We start from the raw sequence: 18,443 nt of genomic DNA, 5'->3' as shown, positions 1-18,443 counted from the left end.
GCGTGTATAAGACAAATTGCATGTTTGTATTATTGGGAAATCACAATTTCACAATTCACGATTTATGTTTTAAAAGCAATAAATCATGAATTGAAATTGTGAAATCCGAATTTTAAAACTTCGTTAGAAACGCAGCGCCACGCTGCCCAGCGCCGTGAAACCTGCCATGGGCGTATAGCCCATTTGGTAGTAACGGTTGCTCTCTGGGTGATCTTGGCCTACGATAGCGGAGTAGACCCACGCTGATGAGGCATAGTGAGCGTTGAAGATGTTGTTAAGGTTCATGCCAAATACCACTTCTTTGAGCGCTGATCGGTTTTGGGGCAGTTGCCATGTGTAGCTGAGCCTGATGTCTGTTTGGCTGTAGGCTGGCAACGACCGGTCGTTGTTCTCGGTGTTATCCACATACTGCTGGCTCACGAAGTTGGTATGCCAAACGGCTTGCATGTTGGCATAGTGGAAATCGACGAATCCGTTGAGGATGGCTGATGGCGAGAAGGCCAACGTGGAGTTGTCATAGTGTTTGACAGTTGGAGCTATTTTTATCCAATTTTTGTCACGCGTCTCGATGACCTCGTCGAAGTCTTTTATTTTGTTCATGGACAGGGCTGCGTTGCCTGCGATGGAGAGCCATGCGAGTGGGGCGCAGTCGGCTGTCAGTTCAACGCCGGTGCGATAGCTCTTGGCTATGTTTGTGGTGAGGTTTTCGCCAATGTCGCTCTGTGCGCCGGTTTGCACGAATTGGTCTTTGTAGCCCATGTAGTAGAAGTTGGCCCCGGCATGCCAGCTCGTGCCGCTGTAATTGTAGCCAGCCTCGAAATCGAGTAGGCGCTCGGCTTTGGGTGCGGGGTAAGAACCGTTATCGGTAAAGTTGTTGCGCTCGGGTTCTCGGTTGGCATAGGCCGCGGAGAAGTAAGCGTGGTGACCGTTTTGGTGAAAACTAACGCCTGCTTTGGGGTTGACGAAGTTGTAGTGTTTGTTGATATTGAGTTGCTGGTTTTTGAAAGTGCCGTCCGTTTGCTTGTAGAACCTGTCGTTGATACCGTCTGTGGTGTAGTCCACGTGGCGGTATTGCACGTCGGCAAAGATGTCGAAGACGGGTGTAATCTTGTAAGTCTCTTTGATGTAAACAGCGTAATCGTTCTTTTTTGCGTCAGAATCGTAATATTTTTTAAGTTTTGTATCGTAGGGGGCTGTGAGCTGTATATTTGGGCTCTCCTTGGCGTGAATGTAATCTATAAAACCATAGTGGTTGCAACGGAACTGCTGGATATTGGCTCCGAAGATAATGTCGTTGTGCTCGTCGGTGTAGTTGCTGTTGTAAACCAAGCCGTAAGCGTGCTGTGTCAATCCTTTCCTACGTACGAAGTCGGCTTTCTTTATCTGTTTGCTTGTACCGTTGTCATTGTAGGTGGCGACTATGCCAAAGTCCTTGAACTTCTTTCTTGGGCGAAACTCCTCGTAGTAACCATGCCCATATGTGTAGTGCAGGGCTGCGTTGTGGGTCCATCGTGCCGAAGGCTGCCACGTGGCAGAGAGTATGTTGTGGTCTTGCGTGAAGTTGTCGGTGGTTTTCTCCCACAATTTGCCGTCGCTCATTTTATAGCGCGAAATGCTCCAGTCTCCTTTCCCATCGGTTGTGAAAGCCTCGTATAGGCTGTTGTAACGTCCCAGCCCTCGGTCGTACATGTCTTTGTAAGTTTTCACGCCATCGTAGCTGTTCATGCTGTAATCGCCATTTCCCGCGGTTACGCCGCTCCATGCCTGGCCGGTGTGTTCGTAGTTTCCCACGTTTTTATAACGCACGGTCAGGTTGTTGCCCAGCCATGTAAGTCCGCCATAAAAAGAGCCGGAATTGCCGGATGTGCCATGAACAAAACCGTCTGTTGTGGTGTGATGGTAGGCTCCATCGACGATGAGATGTCCTAAAAGCAAGCCAGAGGAGAAGTTCAGACCCATGTTGGCGGTGTTGTAGCTGCCGTAAGAGCCATTCACCTCAAGGCTTGGTTTCTCGCTGGGCGCGGCCATGTTGAGTGATATGGTGCCACCAAAGGCGCCGTCACCATTGGTTGACGTGCCGATGCCGCGTTGGATTTGGGCGGACCCTAAGAGCGCGGCGTATGAGTTCATATTAGCCCAAAACACGGTCTGGTCTTCGGGAGAGTTGAGCGCTACGCCATCGAGCGTGACGTTGATACGACTGCCTGCCGCTCCACGAATGCGCATATAGGTGGATCCAGTGCCCACGCCGTTCTCGCTCCAAGCGAGTATTCCGGGCGTGCGAGCAAAGAGTAGCGGAAGTTCTTGGCCGGTCTTGGCAAAGTTTCTCAATGTTTTTTTGTTGATGTTTGCAACGGCAAACGGTGCGTTTTTTGATGCGCGAACGGCTTTGACAGTCACTTCTTGTAGTTCGGCCAGCTTCATAGAGTCTTTGCTTTGTGCCTGACTGTTAAGAGGCAAAGCAATGCATGCTGCCATAGCCAAGGATGAAGTCCAAATCAATTTTTTCATTGATGTAATGACATTAAATATTAATAAAACAGGGGATTTATCCTTCCTACGCCGGCATTATCCGGATCAGGTTACAGGGTATGTTCTCAGCCGTCTAATCAGACAAGCACCCCTTGAATAGCATTTTGTTATCCATGCGCAAAGTTACCTAATTAATATGTAATTGTGCAATAATTTGTACAAAAAGAACAAAATTGCGTCGCTCGTCTGCCTATTTAGCCTGTCTTCGGCCATGTGTCTCGCAAGACTAACTGCATTCAAAAAAAAAAGTCCATCCCGACAGTTGTTATGCTGTTGAGATGGATTATCGTAAAAATCTAATGAATGAGATCTTATTTTTTCACTCCACAGTTGTTGCAGGTGGGTAATTGTTTGAAGAAGTCGTTACCCTTGTCGTCCACGAGGATGAAAGCCGGGAAGTGCTCTACCCTTATTTTCCAAATGGCCTCCATTCCAAGCTCTGGGTATTCCACGCACTCAATGCTCTTGATGCTGCTCTGCGATAGCACCGCGGCCACTCCGCCAATGGTTCCCAGATAGAAACCGCCATGCTTTTGGCATGCGTCGGTAACCACCTGCGTGCGGTTTCCTTTGGCTATCATCACGAGAGAGGCCCCATGGTCTTGAAATTCGTCTACGTAAGGGTCCATGCGGTTGGCCGTCGTTGGTCCCATGGAGCCACAAGGCAATCCCTCCGGAGTCTTTGCCGGTCCGGCGTAGAGAATGGGATGGTCTTTGAAATATTGTGGCATTTCCTCGCCGGCGTCAAGGCGAGCCTTGAGCTTTGCGTGTGCGATGTCGCGCGCTACGATGATGGTGCCATTGAGGCTGACGCGTGTGGACACGGGGTATTTGGTAAGTTCGGCTCGCACGGCGTCAATACCTTTGTCGAGGTCAATATCTATGCCCTCGGCGCCTTCTCCCTGTTTGCGATATGCCTCGGGTATGAGCTCTGATGGGTTGCTGTCCATTTTCTCTATCCAAATGCCGTCCTTGTTAATCTTGGCCTTGATATTGCGGTCGGCCGAGCAGCTTACGCCCATGCCGATGGGGCAGCTGGCTCCGTGGCGCGGCAACCTGATGACACGGATGTCGTGCGCCAAGTATTTGCCGCCAAATTGTGCGCCAAGACCTATTTTTTGCGCTTCGACCAGCAGTTTCTTTTCCAGATCTATGTCTCGAAACGCCCGCCCAGTCTCGTCTCCGGTGGTGGGCAGCTCGTCATAATACTTGATAGAGCCGAGCTTCACGGTGAGAAGGTTTTTCTCCGCGGACGTGCCGCCGATGACAAAACATATATGATAGGGTGGGCAGGCCGCCGTGCCGAGGCTTCTCATCTTCTCAACGAGGAATGGCATGAGCGTTCCCTCGTTTTGGATGGTGGCCTTTGTCATGGGGTAGAAATACGTCTTGTTCGCGGAACCACCGCCCTTTGCCACCATCACGAAGCGATACTCGTCTCCCCCTGTGGCCTCGATGTCTATCTGGGCGGGCAGGTTGCAACGGGTGTTCACCTCATCGTACATGTTCAACGGGGCGTTTTGCGAATAGCGTAGGTTGTCTTGCGTGAACGTGTTGAAGACGCCTCGGCTCAACGCTTCCTCGTCCTCGAAGTCGGTCCAGACGCGTTGTCCTTTTTCTCCGTGGATGATAGCGGTGCCCGTGTCTTGGCAAAAGGGCAACACTCCCTTGCACGCTGTCTCCGCGTTTCGCAAGAACTGAAGGGCCACATATTTGTCGTTTTCAGACGCCTCGGGGTCTTCGAGGATCTTGGCCACCTGCTTATTGTGTTCCCGACGAAGCATGAATTCCACATCGTGAAAAGCTTGTTGGGCTAACAATGTGAGCGCCTCGGGGGTTACTTTCAAAATTTGTTTGCCATCAAATTCGGCCGTGCTGACCCCCTCTTTGGTCAGAAGTCGATACTCTGTTTTGTCCTCGCCCAATTGAAACATGGGCGCATAGTTGAATTCTAATGGTTTTCCCATAAGTATAAAGTTTTTGTATATAGTTTAAATGTGTACGCTCTATGATGCCCTTGTTAAAGTCGTGGCTCGAAAAGGAAGAGGTGAATGTACCGGGACATATTTCGCATGTCCCGGTAACTTATCTTAAAATCCGAATATTTCCTTCTCGCTTACGCGACGAATAGGAGCTATTTTTTCCAGAGATTTGGTATCCAAGTTTTTCTCATCGCCTACGATCAGGTATTTGTATGGTTTGTTGGCGATGCGTTCTTTGGCAAAATTGACGATATCGTCGAGAGTGATACTTGGAATCTTGTCGTATATTTTCTGGTCGATATCATAGTTCAAGCCAAGCTCTCTCATGGTCATGTAGTAGTTAAGCGTGTTGAAACGCGTATGGCGATTTGTGGCAAGGCTTTTGAGAAGGCTTTGCTTTGCGAGCTCGAAACCGGCTTGGTTTTGTGGGATGTGGTTGAGCAAGTTGTTAAATTCACCGATGCAATCCATCATCTTGTCACTTTGGGTGATGATGAATGTGTTGAAATACTCCTTGTCTCCCAGTCTGTAAGGTGCGTTGTATCTGGCCGAGGCGGAATAGGCCAGGCCCCTTGCCTCGCGCAGTTCTTGGAACACTATGGCGTTCATGCCGCCGCTGAAGTATTCGTTAAACATGGAGACCAACGGAGCGTTGTCCATGTTCCACACACGGTTGGCGTTGTTGTATTGCACCATGTAGATGTTCTTGGCATCATAATGGGCTAACAATATCTCGTTTTTCGGCGTAGGTTGAGCTGTGTATCTCACCGTGTTCAGTGGTTGTGTAGCCTTTACATTGCGGCGCGGATAGTCTTTTTTCACGAGCGACAGCAATGTTTTTTCGTCTGTCGGGCCATAGTACATGATGGTCATAGGGTTGAGATGGCGCGCGTTTCGCAATACCAAAAGCAACTCGTTGCCGTCAGAAGCCTTCAGTTGTTCTTCTGTCATGCTGTTCAGATAGGGGCTTGTTTTGCCATAAACGCCATAGCTTATCAAGGCCGTGTAGGTGCCTCCTTGGCTCTGCTTGCTGTCTTGTCTCGATTTCAAGACCAATCCCACCACCTTGTCATAGTCTGCCTTGCTGATGGTGGCATGCTCCAAAAGGTTGGTGAAGAGCTTGAGCGCGGCAGGCATATTCTCGTTTAGGCCACTCAAAGAGAGCCGTGTGTGGTTGGGCCTCACGCTCACGTTGAAGTCGCAGGCCAAGTCGTAGAACGCTTTTTTAATGTCGTTTGCCGACATTTTGGCTGTTCCTGCATAGTCGAAAAGGGATGAGGCCATCTGTAGGCGACTGTCGTTTTCACGTCCAACAGGTATGTCAAATTCCAAGTTGAACAGGCCGTCGCTGTCATTTTTCTTATATAACAACACGGTTTTTGCGTCCACGTCGCGTTTGCTCAGGTCTTTGCTGAAATCCACAAAGCGAGGCTCTATTGGCGCCACTTTGGCGTTGACAATATCTTTGAGAAAGTCGCTTTGCATGTCGTTATTGGTCGGGATGGGCGTGATGGCAGGCTTGTCAATCTTCTTCACGCTGTTGTCCACGCCCTTTTTCTTGTACGCCACGACATAGTTGTCGCGTAAATGACGGTTGGCATAGTCCACGATTTGCCGCTTGGTCATGTTTGATATTCGGTCGAGCGCACGCACCTCGTCTTCCCATTTGCACTCATTGATAAACGCATTGACAAACTTGTCAGCCCTGTCGCTGTTGCTTTGCAGCGATTTGTAATAGTCCAATTTCAGATTGTTCACTACCGCGCGCAGCAGTTTTTCGTCAAATTGCCCCTTTTTCAGTTTTTCCATCTCGGCGAGTACAAGTCCTTTCGCCTCTTCCAGGCTTTGTCCTTGGGTGGGCACCACGTACAAAATGAACATGCCATAATCGTGTAGTCTCTCGCTGAACGCGCTTGCCGACTGCACTCGCATGGGCTGGTTGAGGTCTACGTCAAACAGTCCGGCTTTTCCGTTGCTCAGTATATCGGCTATCACTCTAAGTGTGTCTGTGTCATAAGAAGCCGCGTTTGGAGTCTTCCATCCGATCATCAAATGCTCCGCTTCTTGGCCTATGACCGTCGTGTCCGTGGGCGCCACCAAGTCGGCTACGGGCGCATACTCAGGGCGAGAGAGTGTGGAGCTTCTTTGCCAATCGCCGAAATATTTGTCAATAATGGCCATGACCTTGTCAGGATCAAAGTCTCCAGCCATGCAGATGGCTATGTTGTTGGGTACGTAGTAGCGGTTGAAATAGTTTTTAATGTTCGTGATAGATGGGTTTTTCAAGTGCTCTTGGGTGCCGATGGTGCTCTGCGTGCCGTATGGATGTGTGGGGAATAGTTTTTTGAACATGGCCTCCCACATCTTTCTTGAGTCGTTGGCCAAACCAATGTTAAACTCTTCATAGACGGCCTCCAACTCTGTGTGGAAGCCCCTGATGACCATGTTTCTGAATCGGTCGCTCTCTACTTTGGCCCATGATTCTATCTCATTGGCCGGAATGTCGTTCACATAGCATGTCACATCATTGGAAGTATAGGCGTTGGTTCCCTCGGCTCCTATCGACCTCATGATTTTGTCATACTCGTTCGGGATGTTGTATTTGGCGGCTATCTGCGATACGGAGTCTATCTCATGATAGGCTTTCTTGCGCGCTGTGGGGTCTTTGAGTCGGCGATAATCCTCGTATCTTTGCTCAATCTCATCAAGTAGCGGCGCCTCGGCCAGCGCGTCGCTTGTGCCGTATAGCTTTGTGCCCTTGAACATGAGATGCTCCAGATAGTGGGCCAAGCCTGTGGTCTCGGCAGGATCGTTGCGCGAGCCTGTGCGCACGGCGATGTAAGTTTGCAAGCGTGGTTTCTCTTTGTTGACGGATAGGTACACTTTCAGGCCGTTGTCAAGCGTGTAGATGCGTGTTTGCATGGGGTCTCCTGCCACGCTTTTGTAGTGATAGTCCTTAGCGCTTATGGTCAAAGCTAAGAACGTGGCCAATGAGGCCGTGATGAGTTTTAAATTCATTGTATTAATATTTAGGTATTAAATCGTTATAATGCCAGCGCTGTTTTTAGTTTTCATAGTCTTTTTCGTGGTCAAGGCTATTGATAAAATTGTCGAGCACTTCTTGTTCCACGTCGCCCATTTTAAATTCTTTCTCGGCGTCTTTACGTATCTCGGCCACCCACGCTCTACGTGCGTCCACGTAGTCTTGTTTAATCTTTTCGGCAGCTTCCTCGGTTAGTTCTGTCAGGCCATAGTAGTCGAGAATGAGTCGATAGGTCCATGTCCACTGGTATTCGCGGTAGTGTTCGTTGATCTCAATAAACCTGTTGATGATTTTTTCCACCGTGTCGAGCGTGCCATTTTTGATGTCTTTAATGATGCGCCGCTCTTCAGAGTCGGGCAATAGCAGTCCGGACAAATCATTCCAGTCTCCTGTTCCTATTGGCGTGGTAGGCGGGTTGAGGTCCGGGTCGCGCCTGCGCACGCGCTTAAGCACGGCTCCCATATAGATACGTAAGGCTATATCGTAGTATTTGATGCCTTTTTTGAGCGACGAGCCATTGATGACATACTCGTGGAAATTATATTTAGAGACATCCTCTCCCGATGCGTCGCGGAGGGCTTCAAGTATTTTTTTGCCTTTCTCGATTTCGCCCACGGAGAATGGCGACAGCCAGTCGAAGTTGACAATGCTCTTTTGCGAGCCTTTGGGTCGCAGGTCACGCTTGGGCCATTTTTGTATGTCGCGGTATAAACCGACGGTCGTGATGTTCCTGCCGGGCGACAAGCACATCGTGTCTCCGTATGCCGTGAGGTAAGAGAATGGCAGGTTGCGCGTGTCGGGGTGGTGCATCAGCTTGCCGAAGCACACGCTGAACGTGCCGATAGTGGCTGGCATCAGCACGTAGGCTCCGCTTGCGGTCTTGGTTCCTCGCTCTAAAATGCCCCAGTGCATCGGTCCCATTTTGTAGGCGTGGTTGGAGAAATTGGTGGCCGACCCAGCGTTGTAGAAGCTAAACATGCTACCGATAAGCAGTGAACTTTTGTGGTGGCTGGCTGTGAATGGGCCGCAAAACGCGGCGCACGTTTCGCCGTTGCTCATATAGCTATTGGCAAAAAACACGCTGGCAGACGCCGTGAAACCGTTGCTGATATGGCAAGCCTCTCCCACAAAACAGTCTTGCATCTTGACCGAGTTGATAATGGAAGAACCGTCGCTTATGATCGAGTTTTCGCATATCACGCCCGTGCCGATGTACACAGTGGCGTTTGGCGAGCTCATAATGGTTGTGTCGCTTAGGCGGGCGGCACCGTTTATCTCGCAGTCATCGCCCACCACGGTGTTGGTTATCTCCTTGGTGTTCACTATCTTTACACGGTTGCCGATGGTTCCCCTGTCGGGCGTTGTCATCTCTATTTCCTCGCGGATGATGCGCCGAATGGCGTCTTTGAGCTCGCGGTCGCCGAAATGTTTCACCATGAAGGCGGCAAACTGGCTGTTCAATTCTCTGAAGAGTATCACGTTTCCATCGCCCACTTCGTTGAGCACCGATACCAAGTTGCCCTCTCCATAGGTCGCTCCCTCGGTGGTTTCGATGGTGGAAATGTTTGAGATATGGCAGTCGTCTCCGATGTCGTAGTTGTTGATGTAGTTGCCGATGTTTTCTATCAGGCAGTCATCGCCGATAGTCACATTGCGCAAGGTGGCGTTGTTAATGCCCGAATGTTTCCAAAATCCCTTGGACACCTCCACGTTTTTTTCGAATGCGCCAATGTTCACTTCGCCGTAGAGCATCACCCGGTGCATGTATTTCGGCTTGAAGTCGTCAGACACGTTGATGTTGTTCCAGTCTTCGGCCCAGCAGCTGCGGTCCTCGAGCGTAATGATTTCCTCGTCGGTAAGTTTTCTGTATTCCATAATAATATAATGTGTAACCTTTCCAACCGGCCTCTTGGTGTGGGGTGTAGCGATCTGCTGGGTTTGGAGAAACGGTCTTGGGTTGGGTTAAATGGCTAAATGCCGGCTTTCGTTTGTCATGTCGCGCCGCGTTTTGTGAGGTATCAGTCGTCCACGGGATACAGAAAATCGTTGTAGGGATATTTCTGTACATGCAGCTCGCGCACTTTGCGATACAGAGTATCTCGCAACTCATCGAGGTTCTCTTTGAGCTTCGCTGACACGAAGATGCAATCCTCGTCGTGCCTTGCCATCCACGTTTTTTTCAGTTCGTCGAGCGTCACGTTCTCTTTGGTTTCGGGTGTGAGGTCGTCGGGCTCTTTGTCCACCCAATGATAATTGTCTATCTTGTTGAAGACCATTATCATGGGTTTTTCAGCGCAGTCAAGGTCTTTCAGCGTGTTTTTCACCACCTTGACCTGTTCCTCAAAGTCTGGATGTGAGATGTCTATCACGTGCACCAACAAGTCGGCCTCGCGTACCTCGTCCAACGTCGACTTGAAAGAGTCCACCAAGTCGGTGGGTAGTTTGCGTATAAATCCCACGGTATCGGCTAACAAGAAAGGTAGGTTCTCGATGACCACCTTGCGCACCGTGGTATCGAGCGTGGCAAAAAGCTTGTTCTCCGCGAACACGTCGCTCTTGGCCAAGATGTTCATGATGGTCGATTTGCCTACGTTGGTGTATCCCACCAAGGCCACGCGGATGAGTCGTCCACGGTTTTTGCGCTGCGTGTTTTTTTGCTTTTCTATGTCTACCAAGCGTTGTTTCAGCAGCGTGATGCGTTGCAATATGATGCGACGGTCCATCTCAAGCTGTGTCTCTCCCGGCCCTCTCAGGCCCACAGAGCCTTTTCCTCCGCCCGCGCCCGCGCCACCGCGCTGCCGCTCAAGGTGTGTCCACAAGCGTTGTAGTCGAGGCAACATGTATCGGTATTGCGCCAGTTCTACCTGAGTTTTGGCGTTGGCGGTCTGCGCTCGCATGGCAAAAATGTCGAGAATGAGCGATGTGCGGTCCAGTATCTTCACTTTGAGCGCGTTCTCAATGTTGCGTAGCTGCTTGGCCGACAATTCGTCATCAAAGATCACCATGCCCACTTCCCTGTCCTCGTCGGCTTCGTTTTCGATATATGTTTTTATTTCCTCTAATTTTCCCTTGCCTACATAGGTCACTTGGTTGGGCCCATTCACGCGCTGCGTGTATCGCTTCACGGTGACGGCGCCCGCTGTGTCGGCCAAGAAATCAAGCTCGTCGAGATATTCGTTTGTCTTGACCTCGTCTTGCTGGGGTGTGATAAGGCCCACTAATATTGCGGTTTCGGCTTTGGCCTCTGAAATCACAAATTCTTTCATTCTCTGTTTTTTATGTTATTGCAAAGATAATGAAAAGATTGGAAAATGTTAGGATTATGTGTATTTTTTTGATGCCGCTATAATTTCATGGCCTGTACATCGTAAACCATTGCGTTGATTTCCAACTAATTGTCAATATATTATTTGATGATATTTAATGTTCTTCCTTGCTTTGCAAATATAAGAACGTAAGAATCGTCTCGAGCGATTGCTGAACTAAAAACCACGTTAAAACAAATTGCCCAATCATTTTTGAGAGGAAAAAAATGGCTTGGACGTGATGTCACGGCTATTTTCTCATTCTTGCATCATTGAGCGTAGCGCGATGAACGCATGTGTTGCCGCATGTTGGTGGACTATGTGAGAGCGTGCGCCTGAAACGTTGTGTCGGGCTGGACAAACTGACCAAAAAACTTGACAACACCCCTCTTGTATTCTGCGTATATAAAAAAACAAATCCTTTTGTCCAAAATATGGCAAAAAATTAATGTTTTCGTAACCGGCTACTTGTCAGTGACATACGTGCCATTTTGACTTCGCGGAGGTATGAGAGCTGTTATTAGGCTTTGCGATTAGCGCTTAATGGTACGGTGATTGACTATCAATCACGTGACCAATAAATGCTCATCGTGTTGCGAATAGGTCTTAAACACAGGCTGAATAAGTATTAATCGGGCTTTGGTTCTTTTATTTTAGTCTAAAAATGATGACTTGAGGAGAAAAAAGAGACAGTTTTTTCTCTAAATGGATGTTTTTTGGAGACACAAAAATAGACATATTTTCTTTACATCATCATTTTGATGTCATACGCGCCATTGTTTGAAGCCATATTCTCAATCTGTCAAGACGATAAGGAGGGTAGATGCCAAAATGTACAATGGAAATCGATGTTTTGTCAAAAAAAAATAGTATTTTTGCAAATAATAAAATACTTTTTGGCAATATAAGCGTGGCTCTATAGCCTAAAAATTACGTACATTTAGCAAACACTTAAATCATTAAAATCTTATGAGAGTAATCATTCAACCGCATTATGACGGCATCTCGCAGTGGGCTGCCGAGCATGTAATTGAGCGTATAAACAGTTTTAACGCGTCTGCCAGCCACCCGTTTGTGCTGGGTTTGCCCACAGGTAGTTCGCCCGAGGGCATGTATGCCGCGCTTGTCAAGGCCAACAAGGAGGGACGAGTGAGTTTTAAACACGTGTTGACTTTTAACATGGACGAGTATGTTGGCTTGGCAGAGGATCATCCGCAGAGCTATCACAGCTTTATGGCCCGCAACCTTTTTGACCACATAGACATTCCCCGCGAGAATATACACATACTCAATGGCAACGCCAAAGACTTGAAAGCCGAGTGTGAGCGCTATGAGCGGATGATCGAAGAGGCTGGTGGCATAGATCTCTTTATCGGTGGCATAGGCCCTGATGGGCATATCGCCTTCAACGAGCCGGGCTCGAGTCTTGTCAGCCGAACACGTGAAAAGACGCTCACATCGGATACCATCTTGGCCAACAGCCGCTTTTTTGACAATGACGTGAACAAGGTTCCCAAGTATGCCTTGACTGTTGGTGTGGGTACGGTGATGGACGCACGCGAGGTGATGATATTATGCAATGGGCATCACAAGGCTCGCGCGCTGCAAGCGGCGGTGGAGGGTGCCGTGTCGCAATGGTGGACTATCTCTGCCCTGCAAATGCACCGGCACGGTATCATCGTGGCCGACGAGGCGGCATGCGATGAGCTGAAAGTGGGCACATACAAATATTTTAAAGATATAGAGCAGAACAATTTGTGATGGGAATGGCGCCAACCATGATGTGATTTTATCTTGATATCAATATGAAGAAGGCATGCCAATTGTGGCATGCCTTTGTCGTGATTGGGCTAAAGGCGATGTCGTGGTTCGCTTTTACGATAAGGCCGAAGCTCAACGACCCAGTTTGTAATATTTCATCCACGCGAAGTGTTTGCGCCTTTTCAGGTAGTCCGGCTCGTCCATGTGGTCGTAAGCCTCTCGCTCAAAACTGATATGGTGGTACGCGTTGCCCCTCATGAATAGCCTAACAAGCCATTCTATAAAATACCATAGGTAGAAAAAGACGAACAGCAGTTCTGCCATTTGCCGTGTGTGGATTTGTTCATGCCGGACAATTTCGGGCGTTATGATGGTCGATTTGTGGCAAAACAATAACCCCATAATATTGATGGCGTCAAAATTTTTGGGCGGAAGAAGCCTGTTCCTGATAATTTTCATTTGCGCAAAGATAAATATTTTTGATGAATAACGCTTTCCCCGGTTTCTTAATTTTGAAAAAATATAGTAAGTTTGCAGAAACTTTCAACCATGAAACAAAACCAACGGGAGTCATGGACACCTGATTCTACGCAACGAAAAATTATATCCATTGAGGAAGGTTGCCATTTAGTTTTGGCCCCTCCCGGTTGTGGCAAGACCCAAATTTTGGCCGAGCGTATTTGCCATGCCCATGTCATGGGGGTGGCTTATGATGACATGCTTTGTCTGACGTTTACCAACAGGGCCGCTCGCGGTATGCGTGAGCGCATCGCGGAAAACGTTGACGACGAGTCCGCGACAGATGTTTTTGTGGGCAACGTGCACCGATACTGCTCGCGTTTCCTGTTTGAAAACGCACTCGTGCCAGCCGAAAGTTCTGTCATTGATGACGACACGGTGGTAGGAATACTGTCTATGTACCTTCAGGAGGACGAAGAAAGGGTGCTCGACGACAGCGGTCGCAGGCGGGAATACAGTCAGATAATGTTCATGGCTCACCTCATGTTCGAGTTACGTAATGGCATTCCGAAACCACTAAGACTGCATCCAGAGTGCTTGTCTAAAGACGACATTGCTGTTCTCGAAACGATTTGCAGGGTCAGGGAGCAACCGTTTACGAGCGGGTCTGTGCTCGATATATACGACCATACGGATTTCTTTCTTGATTTTGTCAGGTCTGAGGGTTTCGATATCGCGCTTCGCCAGCAGGCCGTGCGTTTGCTCGAGCGTATGCGATACGCGCATGGATACGATGCTTATAGGCGGCAAAACAATCTTTTAGACTTTGAGGACCTGCTTCAGTTCACCTATGTAGCCATGAGAGATGAGCGTTCGCACAAACGCTATCCTTGGATTCAGGTGGATGAAGTGCAGGACCTTAACGCTTTGCAATTGGCCATAATAGACGAGCTCTCAACATTGGAATTCGCGCCGTCAGGTGGCAAGATAGTCAGTGGGACTGGCACTTTAATGTATCTCGGAGACGAAATGCAAGCCATTTTTTCATTCATGGGCGCCAAACTTCACATTTTAGGAGAGTTGAAAAAACGCTGCGAGGGGCATATTTATCACCTCGGAATAAATCATCGCTCACCCAAATACTTGGTAGATTTGCTCAATCTATACGCCGTAAAAGTTCTTAAAGCGGATGCCGATTTGCTGCCGGCCCCCACGGATGGAAGTCTTATGCGGGGCGGAGAGCTACAGATAGTCTCAAGTGACAATATCGAGTCTGAGTACGTTGATGTGGCGAATATGGCGACAAGGCTGTTTCGTGATCATCCCGACGAGACAATAGCCATTATTGTCAACGCCAACAAAGACGCTGATACCATCAGTAAATTGCTTTTGGAAAAACGGCAATCGCATTTCAAGGTCTCTGGAACGGACCTATTCTCCACGCCTGAGGTTAAATTGCTAATGGCGCATTTAAGCGCGCTTTCCAATGACAACAACTTCATTGCGTGGTCCAGGCTACTGAGAGGAACGAAGGCCTTTGGCACAAATTCGGGCGCAAGACAGTTTGTCCATCGTCTTAAAGCGAGGGCCATAACGCCCGCCGACTTCTTTGATTATAAAGATACCACCTATATTCAGGCATTTGCGCAAGCTTATGATGAGCGGGCGTTGGTTGTCTTTGACACCGAGACCACGGGCCTAAACGTGTTCGAGGACGACGTGATACAGATTGCCGCCCAGCGTATTCGTGATGGAATGGTTGTTGGAAAATTCTGTGTGCACATTGCCACCGAACGTGAAATTCCGAGGATGTTGGGCGATGTGGTCAATCCAATCATCGAGGAACGCAAGCGCAATGTCATTGTGACACACGAACAGGGATTGCGAATGTTTCTTGATTTTGTGGGCGATGATGTTCTCGTGGCGCACAATGCTGATTATGATTACCATATAATGGATTGGAACGTGCGTCGTTACCTGCGTGGCGTGAAGTGGCAAACACGATGTCCAAAGTGTTTCGACTCTCTTAAAATTATCCGTTTGTTACGACCTGATTTGCGCGCTTTTAAATTGAAATTGCTATTGAGTGATTTGAAATTGGAGGGCCAGAACTCACACCTTGCGGACGATGACGTTCATGCGACGGTGCAACTTTTGGCGTATTGTAGACGTCAGGGAGCTAAGGTTGTGGAGTCGCAGAGAGAGTTTCTCGGTCGTAAAAGTACACAAGAGCATATCAGAATGATACGTCAAAACTATGGTGACATGTTCGTTGAGGCTCGCGAACGTCTTTATGACAGGCCCGCGAAGTCTGCCGAGTCGGCCATTGTCTCGGAGATGAAACATTTTTACCAGATGGCGAGAGCAAATGGTTGGATGCCCGAGACGGCAAAGATGAAATATGTTTTTAGCTTTATAGATAATGATATTTTAACCACCCAGCGCAAACTTTCGTTAAAAGAGCAGCTGGACAATCATATTACGGAGTTGACCACTCTCAAAGAATCCGACCTATGTGGGTCCTCAGCCATAGATGAGCGCATGTTTGTCTCCACGATCCATAAGGCCAAGGGGTTGGAATTTGACAATGTCGTCGTTTTTGATATGGTGGACAGTCGCATGCCAAGCTATTTTAACAGGAACGACTATAAGGGTTTGGCCGAAGATGCCCGAAAACTTTATGTCGCAATGTCAAGGGCGCGAAAACGCCTTGTAATCACATGTTGTAAAACGAGAAAGGTAAGCGGAAACGTGATACCTCAACACATAACACGTTTTCTTGAGCCGGTTTTGCATTTGTTTGAAAAGGATTGACATGGCATACCCGGTCGATTATTGTCCAACAATTGAACGCAAATTCTACCAATTTTTATAATAAAAGGTCTCAATGTTCATAAAGAATATTGAGACCTTCACTTTTTATTGTTGGAAACCCTACATGTGGGTTATGCTTTTTCTTTTACTTTCGTGGCATGAATGAAATAAGCGATGAGGCATATATAAGCTGCCAAAGAGCATATCTCGGACAGCGGATTGGCCCACCATATCTTGGCTATGGAGAAGTCGATGCCACCAAATTTGAGCAGTGCGCTTACCACGCCCATCAATGCGCCGCCCGCAATGAAACCGCTGGCGATGAGCGTTCCCTTTTCACCTCGAGCCTTGTTAGAGGCCTCGTCCTTGCTGCGTGAGGTGACGAACCAATTGACTGTGCCACCGACCAACAGCGGAATGTTAAGCTCCAATGGAATAAACATGCCCAGCGCGAATGGTAGTGCAGGGATGTGCAAACGGTCGAGCACCACCGCGATGACCGCGCCAATAGCATAAAGTACCCACGGAGCACCCACGCCGTTCATCAAAGGGTCTATCACAGCAGCCATAGCGTTGGCTTGTGGGGCGGCCAATTTACCACTGGCAAAACCGTAGGTCTTGTTCAAAACAATCATCACGCCCACTACAGTGGCCGCACTAACAAGCGTGCCAAGAAACTTCCACGTCTCCTGTTTCTTGGGAGTGGTGCCAATCCAGTAGCCTATTTTCAAGTCGGTGATAAAGCTGCCAGCCATAGAGAGGGCCGTGCACACCACACCGCCCATGACCAAGGCGGCGACCATGCCACCCGTGCCTTTCATTCCGACGGCCACCATCACCACGCTGGCCAATATCAATGTCATGAGCGTCATGCCTGAAACAGGATTGCTACCCACGATGGCGATGGCGTTGGCTGCCACTGTTGTGAAGAGAAAAGCGATGACGGTGACAAGCAAGATGCCCACCACGGCAAACAGCAAGTTGCCTTTCATCACGCCAATCCAAAAGAAGAGGAACGTCAGTAGTATCACTAACACGCTGCCGATGGCAATAATCTTGAACGAGATGTCACGCTGCGTGCGTTTCACTTCATCCATACCAGAACCTTTACCTTTAAGTTCTTTTGATGCCAACCCAACGGCGCTCTTGATGATTTTCCAGCTCTTTATGATACCGATGATACCAGCCATGGCGATACCTCCAATGCCAATGTTGCGAGCATAGGCCTTGAATATTTGCTCGGGGGTCATGACCCCTACTGTCGTCGTTATGTTTGGGTCCCACATGTTGAGCACTTGGTCATGAAAAAAGAGTGACATGCCCGGTACGATGAGCCACCATACTACAACGGAACCAAAACAAATGAATAGCGCATATCGCAAGCCAATGATGTAGCCCAAACCCAGAACGGCCGCGCCAGTGTTCACCTTGAACACCAATTTGGCTTTGTCGGCGATGTCTTGTCCGATGCTTATGAACCTACTGGTGAACATTTCATTCCACCAACCAAAGCTCGAAACGATGAAGTCGTAGATACCGCCCACGATGCCTGCGAGTAGCAGTGGTTTGGCCTGGTCGCCCCCCTTGGCACCTGATACCAGCACTTGCGTGGTGGCGGTAGCCTCTGGGAAAGGATATTTGCCGTGCATATCGCTTACAAAATATTTGCGGAAAGGGATGAGGAACAATATGCCCAACACACCGCCGAGAGCCGAAGCCAAGAACATGTTGAGAAATGATGCGGTCATATCAGGGTATTTGCTTTGCAAGATATAGATGGCTGGCAAGGTGAAAATGCACCCGGCTACCACTGCGCCCGAGCATGCGCCAATGCTCTGAATGATGACGTTTTCGCCCAAAGCCTTGTGGCGTTTGGTAGCCGTGGATACGCCAACGGCAATGATGGCGATAGGTATGGCGGCCTCGAACACCTGCCCTACCTTTAACCCCAAGTAGGCTGCGGCAGCCGAAAACAATACGGCCATGACCAAGCCCCACGTCACAGACCAAGCGTTAACCTCAGGATAGGCATGCACGGGGCTCATAATCGGCTCATATTCTTCGCCGTCTTTCAATTCTCTAAATGCGTTATCGGGCAGCTGCACCGCCTCTTTCTCTTTTTCGTCCATGGTTCAAGATTTGATATTTAATATTTGCAAAGATAATGAAAATATTGAAATTATCATAAAACGCACGTTAGAAATTGTCAAGATATAATTATGTTGGCTGCATAACAGTCTGTTTTTACTTGACAACACAGGTCTTTGAAAATATCTGACAAACACTTGCTCGTGCTTGGCTTATTTGCAAGCTGAGTGGCACTTGCTTGCAAATACGAGAAAAAAAAGAGTTTTTTGTAAGTTTTTGGAAACCAGATTGGTATAGACATATATCTGCTATGATCTCAAAAAAGTTTTCTAAATGCTTTGCCATTCGATACTAAACATCGGCCGAATAAGGCCCATTCACGCTTCGTTTAGGTCTTAAAGCAAGTGTGATTAGACCTTATACGTGGTGTGATTGGACATTAATCATGAGCGGGCTACA

At 48.5% G+C, this 18,443-nt stretch carries 9 protein-coding genes and 1 riboswitch; of the genes, 2 read left to right on the top strand and 7 right to left on the bottom strand.

The genetic code is table 11. The features are described 5' to 3' along the window. Window positions 1-123 precede the first annotated feature (123 nt). The 5 genes from C7379_RS08260 to hflX all read right to left on the bottom strand — a co-directional run bounded on the left by C7379_RS08260 (window position 124) and on the right by hflX (window position 10,823). On the bottom strand, window positions 124-2,511 hold the full coding sequence (locus C7379_RS08260; RefSeq protein ID WP_116616884.1) for a TonB-dependent receptor: 2,388 nt from the start codon (window positions 2,509-2,511) through the stop codon (window positions 124-126). Between the two features lie 26 nt (window positions 2,512-2,537). Continuing rightward, window positions 2,538-2,635: riboswitch (TPP riboswitch) on the bottom strand. Window positions 2,636-2,843: 208 nt separating this feature from the next. Then, complete coding sequence (locus C7379_RS08255; RefSeq protein ID WP_116616883.1) at window positions 2,844-4,499, bottom strand: fumarate hydratase; 1,656 nt, start codon at window positions 4,497-4,499, stop codon at window positions 2,844-2,846. A gap of 123 nt (window positions 4,500-4,622) precedes the next feature. Continuing rightward, a complete protein-coding gene (locus tag C7379_RS08250; protein ID WP_116616882.1) occupies window positions 4,623-7,532 on the bottom strand; it encodes a M16 family metallopeptidase in 2,910 nt (969 codons plus the stop codon). A 46-nt stretch (window positions 7,533-7,578) separates the two neighbouring features. Further along, window positions 7,579-9,432 (bottom strand): DUF4954 family protein, encoded by a 1,854-nt coding sequence (locus C7379_RS08245; RefSeq protein WP_116616881.1) that lies wholly within the window; start codon window positions 9,430-9,432, stop codon window positions 7,579-7,581. A gap of 143 nt (window positions 9,433-9,575) precedes the next feature. Further along, entirely contained in the window at window positions 9,576-10,823 is a 1,248-nt protein-coding gene (gene hflX / locus C7379_RS08240) for a GTPase HflX (protein WP_116616880.1), read from the bottom strand. Between the two features lie 1,008 nt (window positions 10,824-11,831). Between hflX and nagB the strand changes: the two genes are divergently transcribed. Next, window positions 11,832-12,623, top strand: coding sequence for a glucosamine-6-phosphate deaminase (gene nagB / locus C7379_RS08235; RefSeq protein ID WP_116616879.1), 792 nt, complete (start codon window positions 11,832-11,834; stop codon window positions 12,621-12,623). Between the two features lie 132 nt (window positions 12,624-12,755). Here nagB and C7379_RS08230 read toward each other — a convergent pair whose 3' ends face one another. Next, entirely contained in the window at window positions 12,756-13,082 is a 327-nt protein-coding gene (locus tag C7379_RS08230; RefSeq protein WP_116616878.1) for a hypothetical protein, read from the bottom strand. A gap of 90 nt (window positions 13,083-13,172) precedes the next feature. On the opposite strand from C7379_RS08230, the gene C7379_RS08225 reads away from it, so the two are divergent. Further along, on the top strand, window positions 13,173-15,896 hold the full coding sequence (locus tag C7379_RS08225; protein WP_116616877.1) for a 3'-5' exonuclease: 2,724 nt from the start codon (window positions 13,173-13,175) through the stop codon (window positions 15,894-15,896). A gap of 131 nt (window positions 15,897-16,027) precedes the next feature. Here the strand turns inward: C7379_RS08225 and C7379_RS08220 are convergent, their stop codons facing one another. Continuing rightward, window positions 16,028-18,025 (bottom strand): OPT family oligopeptide transporter, encoded by a 1,998-nt coding sequence (locus tag C7379_RS08220; RefSeq protein ID WP_116616876.1) that lies wholly within the window; start codon window positions 18,023-18,025, stop codon window positions 16,028-16,030. Window positions 18,026-18,443 lie beyond the last annotated feature (418 nt).

Source organism: Hallella colorans (assembly GCF_003096815.1).
Taxonomy (GTDB): Bacteria; Bacteroidota; Bacteroidia; order Bacteroidales; family Bacteroidaceae; genus Prevotella; species Prevotella colorans.
Note: the sequence above shows the minus strand (reverse complement) of the source record. Positions and strands in the feature narration are given on the sequence as shown.

What these genes read in the sequence shown, in the direction of transcription:
- C7379_RS08260 (WP_116616884.1), bottom strand. Translation starts at nt 2,511, where the DNA reads ATGAAAAAATTGATTTGGACTTCATCCTTGGCTATGGCAGCATGCATT.
- C7379_RS08255 (WP_116616883.1), bottom strand. Translation starts at nt 4,499, where the DNA reads ATGGGAAAACCATTAGAATTCAACTATGCGCCCATGTTTCAATTGGGC.
- C7379_RS08250 (WP_116616882.1), bottom strand. Translation starts at nt 7,532, where the DNA reads ATGAATTTAAAACTCATCACGGCCTCATTGGCCACGTTCTTAGCTTTG.
- C7379_RS08245 (WP_116616881.1), bottom strand. Translation starts at nt 9,432, where the DNA reads ATGGAATACAGAAAACTTACCGACGAGGAAATCATTACGCTCGAGGAC.
- hflX (WP_116616880.1), bottom strand. Translation starts at nt 10,823, where the DNA reads ATGAAAGAATTTGTGATTTCAGAGGCCAAAGCCGAAACCGCAATATTA.
- nagB (WP_116616879.1), top strand. Translation starts at nt 11,832, where the DNA reads ATGAGAGTAATCATTCAACCGCATTATGACGGCATCTCGCAGTGGGCT.
- C7379_RS08230 (WP_116616878.1), bottom strand. Translation starts at nt 13,082, where the DNA reads ATGAAAATTATCAGGAACAGGCTTCTTCCGCCCAAAAATTTTGACGCC.
- C7379_RS08225 (WP_116616877.1), top strand. Translation starts at nt 13,173, where the DNA reads ATGAAACAAAACCAACGGGAGTCATGGACACCTGATTCTACGCAACGA.
- C7379_RS08220 (WP_116616876.1), bottom strand. Translation starts at nt 18,025, where the DNA reads ATGGACGAAAAAGAGAAAGAGGCGGTGCAGCTGCCCGATAACGCATTT.